Source organism: Thermostichus sp. OS-CIW-33 (assembly GCF_054059615.1).
On the sequence record NZ_JBSSCH010000012.1, the window covers coordinates 12153 to 30503 of the forward strand.

General features: G+C 56.8%; 17 protein-coding genes and 1 tRNA gene. 11 read left to right on the top strand and 7 right to left on the bottom strand.

What is annotated here, in order from left to right; genetic code table 11:
- Positions 1-2 precede the first annotated feature (2 nt).
- From ACVWZG_RS09800 to ACVWZG_RS09810, 3 genes are all read left to right on the top strand, one after another.
- The gene (locus ACVWZG_RS09800) at positions 3-1463 is read left to right on the top strand and encodes a DASH family cryptochrome (protein ID WP_457406783.1); all 1461 of its coding nucleotides are present in this window, start codon (positions 3-5) and stop codon (positions 1461-1463) included.
- Between the two features lie 100 nt (positions 1464-1563).
- Positions 1564-1635: transfer RNA gene (locus tag ACVWZG_RS09805), tRNA-Met, on the top strand.
- Between the two features lie 133 nt (positions 1636-1768).
- Positions 1769-2698: a restriction endonuclease gene (locus ACVWZG_RS09810; protein WP_011432440.1), complete on the top strand. Its 930-nt coding sequence runs from the start codon at positions 1769-1771 to the stop codon at positions 2696-2698.
- 123 nt (positions 2699-2821) lie between these two features.
- Here ACVWZG_RS09810 and ACVWZG_RS09815 read toward each other — a convergent pair whose 3' ends face one another.
- The 6 genes from ACVWZG_RS09815 to ACVWZG_RS09840 form a co-directional block, all read right to left on the bottom strand.
- Positions 2822-3265: a DUF29 domain-containing protein gene (locus tag ACVWZG_RS09815; RefSeq protein ID WP_457406785.1), complete on the bottom strand. Its 444-nt coding sequence runs from the start codon at positions 3263-3265 to the stop codon at positions 2822-2824.
- A 489-nt stretch (positions 3266-3754) separates the two neighbouring features.
- Complete coding sequence (locus tag ACVWZG_RS09820; protein WP_414328947.1) at positions 3755-4420, bottom strand: Rho termination factor; 666 nt, start codon at positions 4418-4420, stop codon at positions 3755-3757.
- Complete coding sequence (locus tag ACVWZG_RS09825) at positions 4398-5723, bottom strand: AAA family ATPase (protein WP_457406788.1); 1326 nt, start codon at positions 5721-5723, stop codon at positions 4398-4400. The genes ACVWZG_RS09820 and ACVWZG_RS09825 overlap by 23 nt, the downstream gene beginning before the upstream one ends.
- A 56-nt stretch (positions 5724-5779) precedes the next feature.
- A complete protein-coding gene (locus tag ACVWZG_RS09830) occupies positions 5780-7987 on the bottom strand; it encodes a phosphoketolase family protein (RefSeq protein ID WP_457406791.1) in 2208 nt (735 codons plus the stop codon).
- A gap of 34 nt (positions 7988-8021) precedes the next feature.
- Positions 8022-8696, bottom strand: coding sequence for a cysteine hydrolase family protein (locus ACVWZG_RS09835; protein WP_457406794.1), 675 nt, complete (start codon positions 8694-8696; stop codon positions 8022-8024).
- Positions 8697-8714: 18 nt separating this feature from the next.
- Positions 8715-9683 carry an isopenicillin N synthase family dioxygenase gene (locus ACVWZG_RS09840; RefSeq protein ID WP_457406797.1) on the bottom strand — a complete coding sequence of 323 codons (969 nt, stop codon included), beginning with the start codon at positions 9681-9683 and terminating at the stop codon, positions 8715-8717.
- Between the two features lie 597 nt (positions 9684-10280).
- Between ACVWZG_RS09840 and ACVWZG_RS09845 the strand changes: the two genes are divergently transcribed.
- From ACVWZG_RS09845 to ACVWZG_RS09875, 7 genes are all read left to right on the top strand, one after another.
- A complete protein-coding gene (locus ACVWZG_RS09845; RefSeq protein WP_414331929.1) occupies positions 10281-10751 on the top strand; it encodes a hypothetical protein in 471 nt (156 codons plus the stop codon).
- A 151-nt stretch (positions 10752-10902) separates the two neighbouring features.
- The gene (locus ACVWZG_RS09850) at positions 10903-11979 is read left to right on the top strand and encodes a leishmanolysin-related zinc metalloendopeptidase (protein WP_457406799.1); all 1077 of its coding nucleotides are present in this window, start codon (positions 10903-10905) and stop codon (positions 11977-11979) included.
- A 114-nt stretch (positions 11980-12093) separates the two neighbouring features.
- Entirely contained in the window at positions 12094-12375 is a 282-nt protein-coding gene (locus ACVWZG_RS09855) for a hypothetical protein (RefSeq protein WP_011432432.1), read from the top strand.
- Between the two features lie 59 nt (positions 12376-12434).
- The gene (locus ACVWZG_RS09860; RefSeq protein WP_457406801.1) at positions 12435-12800 is read left to right on the top strand and encodes a hypothetical protein; all 366 of its coding nucleotides are present in this window, start codon (positions 12435-12437) and stop codon (positions 12798-12800) included.
- Entirely contained in the window at positions 12800-13699 is a 900-nt protein-coding gene (locus ACVWZG_RS09865; RefSeq protein WP_457406803.1) for a DMT family transporter, read from the top strand. The genes ACVWZG_RS09860 and ACVWZG_RS09865 overlap by 1 nt, the downstream gene beginning before the upstream one ends.
- Positions 13700-13709: 10 nt before the next feature.
- Complete coding sequence (locus ACVWZG_RS09870) at positions 13710-14822, top strand: glycosyl transferase (protein ID WP_457406806.1); 1113 nt, start codon at positions 13710-13712, stop codon at positions 14820-14822.
- A gap of 54 nt (positions 14823-14876) precedes the next feature.
- Positions 14877-16178, top strand: a complete 1302-nt coding sequence (locus tag ACVWZG_RS09875; RefSeq protein ID WP_457406808.1) for a class I SAM-dependent methyltransferase — start codon at positions 14877-14879, stop codon at positions 16176-16178.
- A gap of 141 nt (positions 16179-16319) precedes the next feature.
- Here the strand turns inward: ACVWZG_RS09875 and ACVWZG_RS09880 are convergent, their stop codons facing one another.
- A complete protein-coding gene (locus tag ACVWZG_RS09880) occupies positions 16320-17015 on the bottom strand; it encodes a hypothetical protein (protein WP_414330153.1) in 696 nt (231 codons plus the stop codon).
- Between the two features lie 256 nt (positions 17016-17271).
- Between ACVWZG_RS09880 and ACVWZG_RS09885 the strand changes: the two genes are divergently transcribed.
- Complete coding sequence (locus ACVWZG_RS09885; RefSeq protein ID WP_414350481.1) at positions 17272-18342, top strand: glycosyltransferase family 4 protein; 1071 nt, start codon at positions 17272-17274, stop codon at positions 18340-18342.
- Positions 18343-18351: the final 9 nt, after the last annotated feature.

Genomic DNA, 18351 nt, shown 5'->3' on the forward strand with positions numbered 1-18351 from the left:
GAATGACCGTCCTGCTGTGGTTTCGCACCGACTTGCGCCTGCTGGATCACCAGCCGCTGACGCGGGCCTGCCAACAGGGATCCCCTTTGATCCCCTTGTATTGCTTGGATCCCCGCCAGTTCGGCGAGACTTCCCTTGGGCTCCGCCCCAGAACCGGCCCTTTCCGCGGTCAGTTTTTGCTGGAGAGTTTGGCGGATTTGCGGCAGCAGTTGCGGTCGCGCGGCTCGGATTTGGTGATCCGCCAGGGACAGCCGGAACAGGTGATCCCCACCTTGGCACAGGAGTGGGGGGTCGAGGCGGTCTATGCCCATGAAGAGGTGGGCACCGAGGAGAAGGAGGTGACGGCTGCTGTTGAGCGGGCTTTGCGGTCTCTGGGGATCCGGCTGCAGGTTGATTGGGGCCATACCCTCTATCACCCTGAGGATCTCCCCTTTTGTCTCTCGCAACTGCCGGAGCTGTTCACCCGCTTTCGAAAGCAAGTCGAGGAAAGCACTCCCATCCGGGATCCCTTGCCCATTCCCTCGATCCCCCCCCTGCCATCGGGTTTGGATCCCGGCCCTCTGCCTACTTTGGCCTCGCTGGGGCTATCCCCACCTGCCGGGGATCCACGGGCCCGCTTCACCTACCTTGGCGGCAGCACTGCTGCCCATGCCCGCCTGCAAACCTACTTTTGGGATCTGGATCGGCTGCGCATCTACAAAGAAACCCGCAACGGCATGTTGGATCCCGACGATAGCTCCCGGCTTTCTGCTTGGTTGGCCCTGGGCTGTATCTCGGCCCGCACCGTCTATGCCGAGGTCAAGCGTTACGAGCAGGAGCGGGTGCGCAATGAGTCCACCTACTGGCTGGTGTTTGAGCTGCTGTGGCGGGATTATTTTCGGTTTATCTTGGCCAAGCACGGCGCCAAACTGTTCCGTCCTTCTGGGATCCAAGGGATCCCCATCCCTTGGCAGCAGGATTGGCCGCGCTTTCAGGCTTGGTGTCGGGGTGAGACGGGCTACCCCTTGGTGGATGCCAACATGCGGGAGCTGGCGGCTACCGGATTTATGTCCAACCGGGGACGGCAGAATGTGGCCAGCTTTTTGACCAAGAACCTGGGCATCGACTGGCGCATGGGCGCTGAGTGGTTTGAGTCGTTGCTCATCGACTACGACGTGGCCAGCAACTACGGCAATTGGAACTACACCGCCGGCGTAGGGAATGATGCCCGTGGCTTCCGCTACTTCCACATCCCCAAACAATCTCGCGAGTACGATCCCAAAGGAGACTATCTGCGCCACTGGTTGCCGGAATTGGCCGGGATCCCGGGGGATAAAATCCACGAGCCCTATCGCCTCACTGCTGCCGAGCAGAAGCAATTTGGAGTCCGATTGGGGGTGGACTACCCTCGCCCACTGGTGGATTTGGAGAAGTCTCTCGCGGCCAACCGACGGGTTTACGAAGCTGCCCTGGCCTGCCGATAGGCATTGCCTTGTCTGGGGCTTCTCTCCCGAGAGGGGGCTGAGGGGATTTTCTGAGGCGCAGTTCCGGCCCAAGAGTGCTATTCTAGTTAAGCGCTGTCCTGGCTCAGTAGCTCAGCGGTAGAGCAGGGGACTCATAAGCCCTTGGTCGCGTGTTCAAATCACGCCTGAGCCATCCACGTCAAACTTTTTTCAGAGGCTTCCCGGCCTGGCGGATACCCTAACTGGCTTGCAGCAGAGGGTTGGCGTAAAGTTATGGGTGGAACCTACTTCGGTTTGGGATCCCTGTCTTCACATCGGTTCTACAAATGGCCGTTCCCGATTATCAGAGCTTGATGTTGCCACTTCTCCAGTTTGCAGCACGTAAAGAAACCGAAATATCAACCAGCGAAGCTGTTGAAGTTCTGGCAAAGGAACTGGGCCTCACAGAGGACGATCTCAGGGAGATGCTGCCGAGCGGTGTACAGCCAACCTTTGTCAATCGCGTCGGCTGGGCTGCAACTTATATGAAAAAGGCAGGGCTGCTGGAAACAACGCGCAGAGGATTCTACCAAATTACTGACCGCGGAAGAGATCTTCTTGAAAAACAGCCCAAAACCATCAATGTAGAGTTACTCAGGCAATATCCTGAATTCCGAGAATTTGAGGGGCCCAAAGACACAAGAAGCAGCAACAAGGCAAGCAAACAAAAAGCTTTATCAGAGACTTCGGCAGCGACACCATTAGAGCAGTTAGAAGCTGCATATGAAAGTCTCCGTGACAAACTGGCTGACGAATTGCTTGCCAAGCTAAAGAAAGTATCGCCCGCCTTCTTCGAAAAGGTTGTTGTGGAACTGCTGGTCAAAATGGGCTATGGAGGTTCACGAGCAGATGCGGGCAAAGCAATTGGCAAGAGTGGCGATGGTGGAATTGATGGGATCATAAAAGAGGACAAACTCGGTCTTGATGTTGTGTATATTCAGGCAAAGCGTTGGGATAGCAATCCGGTAGGTCGTCCTGATGTCATGCAGTTTGTGGGTGCTTTACAGGCTCAAAGAGCAAACAAGGGTATTTTTATCACTACCTCCAGGTTTACTGAAGACGCTAGCAGCTACGTTTCGCAGATCGGCAGTAAGATTGTTTTGATTGACGGCGAACAACTAACAAATCTAATGATTGAGCACGACGTTGGCGTATCTACAGTTTCATTGTATCCGGTAAAGAAGATTGATAGTGATTATTTTGAAGAGAGCATCTGACAACCGCATCAGCTCAGACCGTCAATTGGCCACAGCGAAATTGTCATTTGCCTAGGTGGAATGTTAACTATGAAAACGCCCAACTGAAAGAGGGAGATACGCCATGAGGGAAAGACGAGATCCTCACTGGGGGCTCTCCTGCTCGGGGTAAAAGTCGGGATCCATCACCTGATCTAACGTGTAGGGACACCGGTCAGGCAGGTCATCTAGAGATAGGGGCGTTTCTTTAACCACCAGCAGTATGCCCTTTTGATAAGCTTTATTCATTGCTTCAACCAGATAAGATTTAAGGCTGGGATTATCCGCAATTAACTCCTGCACCTCTTGCCGCTGTTCGATAATTGTGGCTATCCTACTTTTGCTTCGTTGTTGAGGCTGAAACTGCCACTTTAGCAGATGGCCCACCAGGATCCCTAGCCGATTCACCAATTCGCGGCGTTCTTGCCTGCCCAAAGTCTCAATCTCCTCCACCAAGTTGGGAATATCCAATCGATCCCACTGCCCCGATCTCAGCAGTGCGGCTTGCTCTTGCGTCCAGGCATAAAAGTCGCAGTCGTAAAGCGCCATGATCCATTCCTAACAGGACACCGGCCAAAGATAAGTCAATCCTACCGGTTCCAGCCGTTGAGCTTCGACCTCATAAGTTTATCGAGTCCTCAAACTCTGTAGCTACAAAGCCTCGGATCTGTGGCAGCGTTGGATCCCAATGGGGCCTGACCCTGAACAATATGAGGTTTCAACAGGTCTGGAGCGCTTGATCACGGCCCAGGATCCAGGCGATAAGGGGGGGGATCCCTGTGGTCAAGATAATACCGGACGGTTTGGGTCAGGTCGATCTCCAAGATGCTGGTGATCATCCTGTGCATGAGCTCCAGATGGATCCGGTCGTCCTAGGTAAGCAGAGCATACCTGCCATGGAGGCTGTTGTTGAGAGCGGCCAAGGCTGTTTGGGTGGCAGTAGCCATTCAAAGGGAGGCTTGAGGCAGGCATCCCACAGCAAGCGGAGTCGGGCCTCGGTGATGTGGAGAGGAGAATATGTTTTTGAAGGGATCCCTTTCAGCTCTCTCCCTCTGTTTTTTTCCGCGAGCGAGTTGAGGTCGCTTTCTTCGCGCCAGCGGATGCCGCAGATCTCTTGGATGATTTCTTCAGAGTAGGGGGCAACGCTGTAGGAGTTACGAAAAATACTTCCGATAGGGCATCCAGTTTTTTGCCTCGCGTAATTTTGCACCCAAGCTTGGTTATGGGGGTTAAGTCCTGCCACCAACTTCTATCCGCCTCTGCAATCCGGGCAGCTGCAATGGTTACATCGACTCCCTTGAGGGGACTGCTGGGTTGCTCGGCTAGGTATCTTAGCGCAGCCAAGATAGTCTCTCTCGATGTATTGGTCAAATTTACCTTCGGAACAATTTCTTTGGCGAGAATCTGGGCCTGCTTAACCTGCTCTGGATCAGGATCGACAACGATACACCATAGCCTTTCCAGTCCCGCTTCTTGAGCAACTGCATAGACAAAATGGTTACCAATGGCCTTGTACTGATAGTCGCCAGCCTCGACCACCAGCAGAGGAACCCAGTTGTGTCCTCCTGTCGCCCTTAGCTGATCTGCGGCTGCGGCAACAAGGAAGGAGGGAGCAGAAAACCCATCGGCGGGCGTAATGCTCTCAAGGGGTAAGTTAACCAACCTACCTAGATCTGAAAACTCACTCATCGATAAAGTACTCACGGGCAAGACTCTGGTAGTATTCTAAAACTCTCCTGTCCCTAAAGACGGCAGGAATTCGAGCAAAGCTTGCAGAGGATATCACTGCATAGTCAGGTATCCTAAAAATGCTTTTGTTTTCATTACCTCTCTTAAAATGCGGCCAGAAATATGGACGTAGATCTACACTTTTCTCCTGGTTGATAAGCTTATCTATCTCTTCGTTAGCTAGTTTAATAGTGTATTCACTTCCCGAAGAGACGCCGTTGAAAAAGATAGGCAAAGTCCTGGGGCCGCCATCCTGTCGTGACTTAGCAGTTTCTGGAACAAAGCTGGTGATTACTCTAGCAGCATTATTCAGGGAAGACAGATCGTCGGGGCGGGTAGGTATCAAAATAACATCGGCAGCAAAAACACCACTTTGGCTGAAGTAAAGCCATTGAGTTGGGCAGTCAATTAGGATGTAGTCATACCCATTGCGAAGAGGGGCAATCAGATCTCGAAGGCGTCGGGTTCCCTTTTGGATATATGCTAGCGACTGGCTGTCGGTCAACGTCTCCAGCTCAGGGTCTCTTGGGATAATGTCGAAGATGGAAATACCCCTGAGTCTATATGTTTGGACAATGGCATGGACGTCTATTTTGGGATCCTTTAAACATTGCGTCAGTGTAATTTTTCCAGGAGTGGCTCCCAAACTTCTTGTCAGATCACCCTGAGAATCAAAGTCAACAACTAAGACCTTTTTTTTCTTGGTTGCTAGTGTTGCCGCAAGGTTAATGATCGTCGTTGTTTTGCCTACGCCCCCTTTATTGTTATACACGCATACAGTCAGAGCGCGCTCATAGTTTTCTATCTTGTCTCGCAAGTTACGCACTATGCTCTCAATGTTATCTGAGCTAATATCAAGGTTTGCTGTAGCGGGGTGAACGACTTTTCCGTGCTTCCTCCAAAGCTGGATGTTATTTGCATTGGTGATAATTCCCCATTTTGCAGATTTGCAGTTCTTGGCAAGCAAGTAACTTTCTATCTGACAAACTACATCTCTATAGCAAGATCCTTCTCTGAGATTAACTGCTCTAGATTTTGCCTCCAAAAGCAAGTAGGGATTCTTCGGGGATCTAAAGAAAATATCTTCAGGATCTCCGTTCTTTCTTGCTGCGAGATCGACCTGGCCGCAACCTGTCTCGAATTCATCTCTAATTTCCGAGTCGTCAAAGCCAAGCGCCTGCAGGAGAGGAACAGCAAAGTGTTGGACAACAACTCGCTCTACCCTCTCGGTGGGAGATATCCTCTCAAGCTTCTCTCGGAGAGAGCTAGCCGCAGTCATAGGAAAAAATAGGAAAAAATAAGGTGGACAATGCTAACCAAGCTAAAAGCTTGCCCTCAGCATAGCAGTTGCTTGGCTCGTTCTGCTAGTGCCTGAGCTGTCAGGCCGTTGTAGTCCATCAATTCGGCGGGGGTGGCGGTGGTTTCGCCGCGTTTCCAGGCAAAAATGTCGCGCGGGCCAGTGTAGCGCAATGTCAGAGGCTCCAACATCAGGCTAGATCCGCCTGTTACGCCGATGAGGGCCTCGCCGGCAAACCAAGCGGCAAATTCTTGGTCGGACATGAATTCCCCATCTGGCTGAGCACAGGTGGACCAGGCCACGTCGCCGGGGCGATACAGACGGCGGGGGTTAATCACCGAGACGATTTTGCAGCCGATCCCTTGGGCTTGGAGCTGTTCAGCCGCCTCGAACACGGGCAGGAGAATCATATCCCCCACCACGGCAAAGACCACGGTGCGGGATCCAGGAAGTTCCTGAAGGACGGTGCAGCCTTGCTCTACTGCTTGGCGAGCTTGTTCGAGGGTGGTGCGGATGGGTAGGGGAGTTTTGCTGGCGATGATAGGGATCCCTTTGTTGCAGGTGGATAGGGCCCATTCGTAGGCAGCTTGGGCACAGTTGGCATCCGGCGGGAAGAGGGGAAAGATGTTGCCATTGCGCATCATGGCTGCCAGGTAGGCCTCAATTTCCGGGCGTTGGTGGGTCCAGCCGTTACGCCCCTGTTCCAGAGCGCCGGCAGTGAAGAGGGCAATGGCCGAGGGGGTGGGCCGGCGCAGCTCCGCCATGGCTTGGGTTACCGTCTGCCAGATGGGTAGGCCGTTGACGGCAAAGGACTCGTAGGAGCACCACAGGGAGCGTCCGCCGAAGAGGGCTAGGCCCGCCGTTAGCCCCGCGCAGGCATCTTCGCTCAGGGGTTCGTAGACCTGGCCTTGGGGCTGTTGGTTGTATAAGGGATCCACCGTGGGGTGAATCACCTTGAGACCTTGGTTCACATTGGCGATGCCGGAAGCTTCGTTGCCGTCGGCATTGGCCACCAAAAAGTCGGGATCTTTCTGCCCCACCTGCACCACGAGGGATCCGATGGCCGTGGTGGAAACCTGCTTGTCCCCCAGGGGAAACTCCGTTAGGTTTAGGGATCCCAAAGGCGGCAAAGGCCGAACGAACTCTGTAACCGCCACCTTGGCGGCTGGCCCCCCGGCTGCCCGTTGGCAGTTTTGTCGCACCAGGGCCCAAGCTGCCGGATGTAAGGCCCGCGCCCGCAGAGCCGCCACAATGTCCGGGTGATCCAGAGTGTGGTGGCCGTAGAGGTTGTGGGACTTGGATCCCTTGGCATGTACCCCAGCCCCCTTCAGTTGCTTGAGGATGAAAACCGTTAATTGTCCGCTCAGGGCTGATTGGATGGCTCGCTCCATTTCGATCAGCACCCTTTGGGCAAAGGCAAGGCGGGCTTCTAGGGAAAACTGAGTGCTGTCGACGTAAGGGCCAGGCTGTTGGGCATCGTCAAAGTCCTTGGCATCCACCAACACCACTTCCTCAAAGCCGTTGCCCCGCCAATACTCGGCCATCTGGGCGTTGCTGGCGGTGGAGATCATGCTGTGGTGCTCTTGGCTGTAGCCGTTCCAGACCAGCACCGGCAGGAAGTTGGTGCGCTGCGGGAAAGCTGTGTGGAAGTGAATCATGGAGCTCATCACATAGGGCTCCCCCAGGCCGCCATCCCCAATCGTGACCGGGAAGAGGCGATCTGGGTAGAGTAATGCCCCCGCCATGGCAAAGTGCTGCCCCTGCCCCAGCGGCCCAGCCGGCGCCAGCAGTCCGGGAATGTAGCCAGAGAGGTGACCCAACAGCCCTTCCCGCTCTCGAAAACGGGCCCGCAGGTCGGCGACGGTGTGGATGCCCATCTCGGCCAGGGATCCATCCAAAAACATGGCCGCGTAAAAGCCCGGCGCGTGGTGCCCAACTTCGGTGGGGATGTTCTTCTGGCCCAGGTACACCAGAGCGGCATAGGCTTCTGCTTGGCTGGCAAATCCGCCCGGATGGCCTGAGGCTTTGCTGGCGGTCATTTGCAGGGTGAGGTAGCGCAAGGCATCGGCATAGAGCAAGGTTTGGTAGGCGGCCATGCGACTGCCGGGATCCCTCAGTTTCCCGGTGCCGGCATCCACTGCAGGGGCCTGGCCCAGGCGGTCAAATTCCGGCCAGGGATCCCCGAAGTACTGGATCCCTTCGCAAAAGGCGGGGACTTGGGCAGTTGCCTCCTGAGCCAGTGTCATCGGTTCAGCCTCACGCTTGTTGGGTTATTCACACTCACTGTAAACCCGATAACGCTTTTTGGATGTTCTGAGCAGAACTCGTCCAGCCGACGATGCCCCCTTGCGCCCGGATCATCTCCAGGGTGGCTTGCTTGAACTTTGGGAAGTAGCTGGCGGTGCAATCTTCCACCAGCAGGCACTCATAGCCGCGGTCATTGGCCTCGCGCATTGTGGTTTGCACGCAGACTTCTGTGGTTACCCCGGTGAACAGCAGGTGGGTGATGCCGCGCTTTTGCAAGATTTCTTGCAGCTCGGTGGCGTAGAAAGCCCCTTTGCCGGGTTTGGGGATGACGATCTCTCCCGCAAGCGGAGCAAGCTCAGGGATGATGGTGTTGCCCGGCTCTCCGCGAATCAAAATCCGCCCCATAGGGCCTTCATCCCCAATGGTCAGGGATCCCTTGCCGCGTTTGCGCTTGCTGGGCGGGCAATCGGAGAGATCTGGCTGGTGACCCTCTAGGGTATGAATGACGGTTAAGCCCTTTTGACGAAAAAAGTCCAGCAGCCCCTTCAGGGTGGACACAATGGATCCCAGTTGGGTGACATCGTTGCCCAACATTTCCCCAAAGCCGCCCGGCTCCAGGAAATCTCGCTGCATATCGATGATCACCAGGGCCAACTGAGACAGGCTGGGAACTTCATACTCGTAGGGCAGGGCTGGGATCCGAACCATAGAGACCCCCAGTTGGGATCAATGCTGGGGCGGGGATCCTGCCTCAGCCAGGCCGATTTCCCTCAACCGCTGGGCCAAGTATTCTCCGGCAGTCAGGGAAGGGAACCGAGGGATCCCGCCGGTGCGGGCCACACAAGTCGGCAAGGGCGTGAGATCCACCTCTGGCCGCGGATGCACAAAGAAGGGAATGGAAAAGCGGCGCTCTTGAGGGTTGTCGGGGTTGGTCACCCGATGGGTGGTGCTGCGCAACAGGCCATTGGTGAGGTTTTGCAGCATATCCCCAGCATCGACAATGATCTGACCGGGCAGAGCCGAAATGGGCAGCCAAGATCCATCTCGTTGCAGAAGCTCTAGACCTGGTGCGGTGGCTTCACACAAGAGCGTAATCAAGTTGATGTCTTCATGGGCTGCAGCTCGTAAACTCTGGGGAGGGGCTTCAGCAGGGATCGGCGGATAATGAATCACCCGCAAGAGATTGGCTCCTCCTTCCGCCGCTTTGGGCAGGTATTCGGCAGGCTCCCCCAGATACAGAGAGACCGCCTGCAACAGGCCCTGGGCACAGGTTTCCAATTGGGCGAACAGCTCTACCATCACCCTGCGAAATTGGGGCACCTCCCGAGGCCAGATGTTGGCAGGAAGGTGGGGATCCCCTTCGCGCCCGATGTGCCAAAACTCTTTCATGTCAGGATAGGGATGATCTTTGGCGTGTTCTTTGCCAAAGGGGGTGTACCCTCGTTGCCCCAGCAGGGCCGGATCCTCATAGGCTCTCTTGGTCGGCTCTGGCAAAAGAAAAACCGCTTCTGCCACCTCATAGGCTTCCCGGATCAATTCCGGCGATAGGCCATGGTTGACCAAGGCAAAAAAGCCAATCTGCTGCAGGGCTTCCCCCACCTGGCGGACAAACTGCTCCCGCTCACCTGCCGTTCCTTTCTGAAAGGCGGCAAAATCGACAACCGGCAGAGTCTGGCGTTGGGGAGTGGTTGCCATGGCAGAAGTCGTCTCCGGCGAAGAGTCAACGCTATTTCTAGGCAGCGGGCTTGGTGTCCTATGCTATCCTTCCTAAGAAGCCAAGGGGAGAGTTCTGAATCGAAGACGGTCTGTTCGGGGTTCATCTACAATATCTATCTACAATATCTAGCTACAATATCTAGAGTCTAAAGCTGCTCAGCTACTTGCCTTCCCACAAGATGCAGGTAGAATCCTGCCGGACAGCCTCTGTCCCTTTTGTCTGGAGATTGCACCTTGTAGTGGCCTGTGCCCTTTTTGGAAGGCTGTGATAAAGTCGATAGAAGCAAAGCTATGGATTGATTTTGCCTTGAGAGCAGTCTGAGCCCTGGGTAGGCGGAATGGAGCGAGTTGTTCTGTTGTTGCACTGGGTTAACTGGATAAAGCAGGGCAGGCTACTTCTCTCTTTTTTAGCTGATTAAAGTTTTTGTAAAGTTACGGATACCTGTTGCTTGTCAACCATAACCGCGCCTAGAATTGCCGAGGACTGATGTTTTCGGAGATAGTTTGCAGACACTGTTGATGTTGCTTTCCTTTTGCCTACTCTCAATCTGTTGACCTTTCGAGACCGACTGCTCTATGACAGACACTCATCCCTGTGCCCCCTGTATTGTGAATACGGGAACTTTGGTGAACAAGCGGGATATTTACCGACTCCTATCCGATTTGGCCCGTGTTCGCTACTTCGATATCGTCGATGGCTCAGTGCGGAAGCAAGGGGAAGGCTGCGTGGTGGATGTTTTTCAGGATCCCACTGCTGCCACACTGGTGGTAAACCGTAGCCTCTACTTAAATGTGAACAGCTTTGACTATGCCTGTCTGCGGGATCCCGCTTCCGAAGAAGAGATTGCCAACCTGGGCAAGGAGCAGCCGGGCGTGGTTATCGACTTGGTTCAGGACGGACGTATTCTGCGCTTGGTTCCCCTGGTGGAGCCGCGTTCGGATCCCGAGGAGCTCTTGGGGGATAACCAGGCGCTGCGGGCAGCGGTGGATGTTTTGGCTGCGGGCTGGGGCATAGAAGAGGAAAACTCTTCCGACTCCTCAGATTGAGAGATCCTGACCTGAAAATATAGACCTCCAAACCCATCTCTTCCTGGCCTTGAAGTTGACCGGTGCGGTGTGACGCAAATCATGCTCGGGAGGATGGTTGCAGCCGGTATGATCCAACTGGGCCGTGAGGCTCTTTGCGTTTGGGGGTGGTGTGAAGGTTTTTTCGGGGCAGCGACAGCTTCTGGGGAAAGTATGGGGTCTGCGTCTGCTTGGATCCCTGGTGGCTGTGCTTCTGGTACTGGTGCTCAAGGCTTGCGGCGGAAGTGGTGGTTCCTCTTCTGTAGGTGTCATTCCCACTCCCATTCCAACCGTCATTCCCACCTCTACTCCAACTGTCGTTCTCACCCCTACTCCGACTGTCATTCCTGCCCCTTTGCCCTCGCCAACGACTGCGCCTGCTTCCCAGTTCACCATTGACGTTCGCTTTCCCGACAACAGTCTCACCCCCACCCAGCAGTCGATCATCCGCAATGCCGCTCTGCGCTGGCAACAGATCATCGTTGGTGACCAGCCGGATCTGCCCCCCACCACCATTCGGGCCGACGAATGCGATCGAGGGTTTCCCAGCACGCCACTCAATTTCCCCATCGACGATCTGCTGGTGGAGGTGCGGGCCAGAAACCTCGGCAACGAGCGAATTTTGGGGGGAGCTGCTCCCTGTTTTGTGCGGGCCTCTAACGGTCTGCCTTTTTACTCCGTAGTTCTGTTCAACAGTCAAAATCTATCTGCCCTGGAAGAGCGAGGGGATCTGCCCATTACTGCCCTGCACGAGTTGGGCCATGCCTTGGGCTTCTTGCCCATCGTCTGGGATCCCAAGGGGCTAACGGTGGGCTTGGTGGGACGGGATCAGCCTACGCCCCCTGGCTACGATCCCCGCTTCATCGGCCCCAGGGCGGTCAGCGCCTTCGCCACGCTGGGAGGAAACGCGCCCTCTGTTCCTTTAGAAAACGAGTTTGGGGAGGGATCCCGAGATTCCCATTGGCGGGAGAATGTCTTGGGCCGCGAGCTGATGACCAGCCGCATCGACCGGGGGGTAGCCAACCCCTTAAGCATTCTCACCGTCGAAGCAATGGCAGATATCGGCTATGACGTGAACCCGGCAGCGGCGGATGGCTTTGCTTTGGGGCGCGTCAGGGGGGTCTCTCAACCTTTGGAGCTGCAAGAGCTGGAGTTGACCCTACCCCTACAGCGATTTGACGCCGAGGGCAGGCGGGTGGGGGATCCCTGAGAAAAAGAGCATATTTACTCATGGCCAAGATGCTGCTTCTTAACAATAATGAAGGTCAAGTTGTACAACTTCACAACTTCGACAATCTCTCACCTCATTTCTTTGCAATGAGCCATGGGTATCCTCAAGAAGCTTTTCGGCGGCCTGTTCTCCTTCTTCGGCATTCTCTTCGGCGGCTTGGTGGATTTTGTTACCGGGCCTTTTCGTTCTGCACCAGCTTCTCCCAGCTCTGCTCCTGCGGCTACAGCAACTGCTCCTGCCAACAAGCCCAAGGTGGTGGTGGAGAAGCCTTTTGTGCCCAATGAGATCTCGGCTCCGCGTCCTAACCGTCGCCCTGGCCCGGCTTTGGATGTGTTCCGGGCTATGGTTCAGGAGATCCCTTCGGCGCGGGCTTAGTCTGCCCATCTTCGGGAGCAGCCCGTAAGATGGAGGTGAAACGCTGGAGACTGCTCTCTATGTCCGATCTCTCTTTCTCAGAACAAGAACGGCTGAAACAGCTTGAGCGTGAACTGGAGCAGGCGGCTGCAGCCTCTCGGGAGTCGGGAACATCCGTTGCGTCTCGGGGGAAAAGTGCCGTTCGAGCTTGGGTTGAGACTTGGGGGCGTCCACTGGTGACGGTCTTCGCCATTCTGGGCTGTATTCTTCTGGTTGGGCTGTTCTTCCGGGTTTTCGGCACTGTTCTCAGGTGGGCGGTGGTGGCGGGGTTGGGCTACCTGCTCTACGCCTGGGTGGTGGCACCGCGGCTGGGCCTTCCCACCGGAGCTAAGTCGAAGCCAGAGGACGGCGGTAGCGGTGCGGAGCACCATCTCGACAGCTTTTGATGGGCAGGGATCCCTGGCGAGCCTATGTTTACTTGGCGGCGGCCATCTTGGGCTGGGCCACGGCTGCCAGCGCTTTTAAGTTTGGGTTGCGGTACCTGTCGCCGACGGTTCTGCTGATTTTTTCGGCATTGAGCTCTTGCTTGATCCTGGGGATCGTTTTGGTGGTTACAGGGCGGGCAGGGTTCCTCGGCAAGCAGAGGGGATCCCAAGTCCGCCTATCGGCTCTTCAGGGGCTGCTCAACCCCTTCGGCTACTATGGGGTGTTGTTCCAGGCTTATGACCGTCTGTCGGCTCAGGCGGCGATGGCTCTGAATTACACTTGGCCGCTGGTGCTGGCTCTTCTGGCGGTGCCGCTGCTGGGAGAGCGCTTCCGTTGGCGGCTGGTGTTGGCCTTGGGGGTGAGCCTGCTGGGGGTGGTGCTGGTGGCTACGGGGGGATCCTGGGGCACCTTGCAGGCGGGGGATCCCTGGGGGGTGCTGCTGGCGGTGGGCAGCTCTGGACTCTGGGCGCTCTACTGGCTGCTCAATGTGCGGGATGGGCGAGATGCGGTGCTGAAGCTGTTTATGGGGTTTCTCTTCGGCAGCCTCTATGGCCTGCTACTGCTGCCGTTTCAGGAGGTCTCTTGGAGCCTTGCCGGGCTGGGTTGGGCAGCTTACATTGGTCTGGCGGAGATGGGCCTGACTTTTGTATTTTGGCTGCGGGCTCTGGAGTTGGCGGGCCATCGGGGATCCCTGGCCAACTGGGTGTATGTGACGCCTTTTTTGTCGTTGGGGTTGATTGCGGTGCTGTTGGGCGAGACGATTGCGCTGGGATCCGTGCTGGGCCTGGGTCTGATTTTGGCCAGCAATCTGTGGGGATCCCGTAGGGAAAAGTCCCCCGCAGATCCTGTTCTGTCTTGAGGTGGTCGCGATGAATCCCGTTCCTCTGTATGTGGCGGCAACAGCTCACGGGTTTGGGCACGTTACCCGTCTGGCGGCGGTCGTGAATGCTTTGCTGCGGCGGGATCCCCATGTTCTGCCCATCTTTGTTACGCCGGCTCCCCGCTGGCTCCTGGAGCGTTACGTGGAGGGGAAGTTTCTCCATCGGCCGCGGGCGTTGGATGTGGGGGTGGTGCAGCCGGATGGGCTGCAAGCGGATCTGCCGGCTACGTTGGCTGCCCTCAAGGCGTTTAAAGCCAGCGCTGCGGAGCTTGTTCGAGAAGAAGCGGATTTCATTCGAGCCCAGGGGGTGCCTTTGGTGTTGGCGGATGTGCCGCCCATTGCTGCGGCGATTGCCCAGGCTGCTGGGATCCCTTGCTGGATGGCCAGTAATTTTGGCTGGGATTTCATCTATCAGGAGTATGGCCCGGAGTTTCAACCGTTTGTGGCCTGGGTTCGGGAGCTCTATGGGCAATGTGACCTTCTGTTTCGCCTGCCCTTTAGCGAGAGCATGGTCGCGTCAGCGGTGCGGAGCACTAGCGCTTTTCCGCGTCAGCAGGAGGTGGGGCTGACGGGATCGGATCCCCGCTACGGGCCGGAGGAGGTTGCCGCCCAGTTGGGGTTACACCCGGAGCAACCCAGGGCTTTGTTTACCTTTGGCGGGCTGGGGGTGCAGGGGTTTCCTTACGAGCGGCTCCAAGATTTTCCCGACTGGCAGTTTCTCACGTTTGATCGGGAGGCTCCTCCCTTGCCCAACTTGCGGGTTTTGGATGGGCAGGTGTGGCGACCGGTGGATGTGATGCCCCTCTGCCGCTGGGTGGTGTCCAAGCCGGGCTATGGCACTTTGGCAGAGGCCCTGCGCAGCCGCACACCTATGGCCTGTGTTACCCGCTCTGGGTTTGCCGAGTCGCCGTTGCTGGTTGAGGGTTTGCGGCGCTATGGCTGGCATCGCATCCTCTCCCCAGAGGAGTTCTTTCAGGGATCCTGGGACTTTTTGCGGGATCCCGCCCACCCACCCCAGAGGCCGGATGGATTGGATCTGCAGGGGAATGAAACCCTGGCTGCTGCCTTAGAGGCATTCCTGCGGGGAAGGGATGCCGGGTAGGATAGGGGGCAGCTTTCTGCAGCGGATCCCTTCACGGTAGCGGTGTGGAGCCCTATGGCCAGCAGCTCGACAGAATCTCTGCGGCAACTGTACGAAGAATTGCCCTACCCCAATGTTTCCATTGAGGCCTCGGGCCGCAACGCCATTGAGGGGCTGTACCGCCTGAGCTTGACGACGGCTCAGTACGCTCGCACTCGCGCCATTGTGCCCAGCGAAGGCGCTCTCATTTTGAATGCCGGCTGCGGCTCTGGCTGGGAAACGTTGATCCTGGCGGAGGCCAATCCAGGGGCGCGGCTGGTGGTGTGCGACCTGTCGGCAGAATCGGTACGGGTGACGGAGCGACGCTTGCGCTACCACGGCTTCGGGGAGGTGGAGCTCCATGTTCTCAACCTATTGGACATCGAACAGTTGGGGCTGGAATTTGACTTCATCAGCCTCAACGATGTGCTCTATCTGCTGGACGATCCGGTGGCGGGGCTAAAGGCGCTTAAGCGGGTTCTCAAACCTGACGGGATCCTGCGGGCCAACCTACATCACGCCTACCAGCGGGAGGTGATCTTTCGCCTACAAGAGGCGTTTCGGCTGCTGGGGCTGTTTGATCTGCCCACTCCTGAGGCCTGTCAGCGGGTGCGGGAATTCATGGCCAGTTTGGCCTCGGACGAAATGCGGGCAGCCCTGCGCTGGAACCCTGAGATCTACAAAGACGACACCAACATCCGGGCCAACTACCTCTTGCCGGGGGACAAAGGCTTCTTGGTTCCCGACTTGATGCGCATGCTCGAGGAAGCTGAGCTGGGCCTGGTTTGTCTGGTGGACTATGCCGACTGGGATCCTGCAATTTTGTTCAAAGAGAGGGCCATGCCCCCCTGGCTGCAAGCCGAGCTGGACAAACTCTCGCCTGCCGACCAGAATCACTTTTATGAGCTGATCTACCCCAACCATCGCCTGATCGATTTTTGGGCAGAACACCCCGGCTCTTCCTTGGTCTTGCCCTGGAGCGACGCCGATTGGCTGGGGGGCAGAGTGCAGCCTAACCCCATCCTGGCCGACAACGTCGAATTTCGCCAAAACTTCGCCAAAGCCTACGAGAAGAAGCTGGAGTTTGCTATGAATTGGCCGGGATCCAGCTATGGACGCCTAACCATTCCAGCTCCTCAGATGGCCTGGCTGGGATCCCTGTTGCAGGGGCCAACGGCAGTGAAAGCCTTGATTGAGCAAGCGGCCCAGGTCAACAAGTTAGAGCTGGAAGCGGCCCGGGAGGAAGTGCTCACCTACCTGGCGGGGCTGGAGTCGTTTTTGTTTGTGATGTTGGATCCTGCACCCGTTCCAGGAGAAGGAGTTTTTCCAATCGCTTGAGATCCCCGAGCCTTTCTCCCAAGGGTAGAGGGAAGCCAATGGGCCGGTTCACGGCAACTTGGAACGACTATTGAGGGATTGAGGCTCTGCCGGGCTGCAAGAACGGTCTTGGGCAGATGTCAGATGGGAAGGGATCCCTCTCTAGCGATCCACCAGGCGCAGCTCGAAGGTGAGGATGTTGGCAGCCAAAATCTCCAAAGCCCCGCCCTCAATGAGGTCGCGAGTGAGGGCAGCCCCGGAGCCACTTTGTTGGATCAATTCGCGGCTGCGGCGCACCGTCTCCTGTCGCTGGGGGTCGTCCACAACCACCTGCCGCTGATTGGACAGGCTGAGGCGATAGAAATTGGGCAGATCCCCCCGGGTGGCATCAATGGCCAGATTGGTCTCTTCAGGGGCTACGCGGAAGGGGGCACGGGCGGTGAGCAGAGCCACCTGGATATCTTGGTCTCGCCCATCGAGACCCTGCAGCTCGGAGATATCGATCTGGAAGTTGAGGGTATCGCGGTCGCGGGTGAGGCGATTAACCCGTACCTGGTTAAAGCCGACCGCAAACTCTCGTTCCGGCTCTCCAAACCGCTGGATGGTGGCTTGCAAGACCGACTCTTCGTTGAGGGGGGTAACCCGAATGAGGTAATCCCAGTCCCGCACAAAGGTGTACTCGTTGGGCCCCACACGGACGTTGGGATCCACCAAGTTGGCGGTAGGGCCAGGGCTGCCGGCCCGGCTGAGAGCTACCATGTACCAGTAGTTGGGGCTGATGGGCAAACCCAGGGTCATGCGTACTTCCAGCACTGGCCGCGCCCAAGCGGCAACAGCCGTGAGAGCCGTTATGGCCATGGCTCCCAAGCAACTCCACAGCCAGCGCTGAGGAGGAAAATTAAGCTGCGGCGGGCAAGAGCAAGTGATGGCTGGGGTTCTCATTCAAGCCTCTTCAACTCTCCGGCAGGTGGCGGCAGCCCGAACTCCTTTCCTGCTCACTCTGGAACAGTCTAGCCAGGAATGGCGTGCCCTCAACAGGGGATCCCAAGGGTCGGCGGCGGAGCGCCAGCAGAAGTTTTCGTTAAGCAGTGATGATTCGGTGTGGAGGATGGCTATGCGCATTGCTCAGATTGCCCCTTTGCATGAGAGTGTGCCCCCCAAGCTCTACGGCGGCACCGAGCGAGTTGTGTCTTGGCTCACCGAAGAGCTGGTGCGGCGGGGGCATGAGGTGACGTTGTTCGCCAGCGGCGACTCCCAAACCCAAGCGCGTCTAATCCCCTTTCGGGAGCGGGCTTTGCGTTTGGATCCCACGGCCATCGACACAGTGGCTCCTCATGTTTTGATGGTCGAGAAAGCCTTTCAGATGGCCGACGAGTTTGACATTATCCACGGCCACATCGACTACTATCCCTATGCCCTGGCCCGTCGCCACCCGCAGGTTTCTTTTTTGGCCACCCTACACGGGCGACTGGACATTCCGGAGCTGCAGCCCCTCTACACCGAGTTTCAGGACATTCCGGTGGTCTCCATCTCCAACGCCCAGCGGCTGCCGCTGCCCCAGGCCCGCTGGGTGGGGACGGTCTACCACGGCTTGCCCCTGGATCTCCACCGTTTCTATCCAGAAAAGGGGGACTACCTGGCCTTTTTGGGCCGGGTCTCCCCGGAAAAAGGGCTGGACACGGCTATTGAAATTGCGGCGCGGGCAGGGATGCCGCTGAAGGCTGCTATCAAGATCGATGCGGTGGATCGCCAGTACTACGAGTTAGAAATTAAGCCTTTGGCCAGTCGCCACCCCAATGTGGAGATCATAGGGGAAATCACCGACCAAGAGAAAAGCGAGTTTTTGGGCAAGGCCTATGCGGTGCTGTTTCCCATCCGCTGGCCGGAGCCCTTTGGGCTGGTGATGATTGAAGCGATGGCCTGTGGCACGCCGGTAATTGCCACCCGTTTTGGCTCAGTACCCGAGGTAATGGCCGACAGGCGCTCCGGCTTTATTGTCGACTCGGTGGAGGAAGCAGTGGAGGCTGTGGAGAAGGTGGGATCCCTGAGCCGAGCCGGGGTGCGGCAGGTGTTTGAGGAGCGGTTCAGCGTGGAAAGAATGGTGTCGGACTACGAGGCTCTCTACCGCCAACTGGTGAACGAGCGGCAGGAGATGTCGCGAAGAAGGCAGCTTAATAAGGCTTAGATGGGCCAA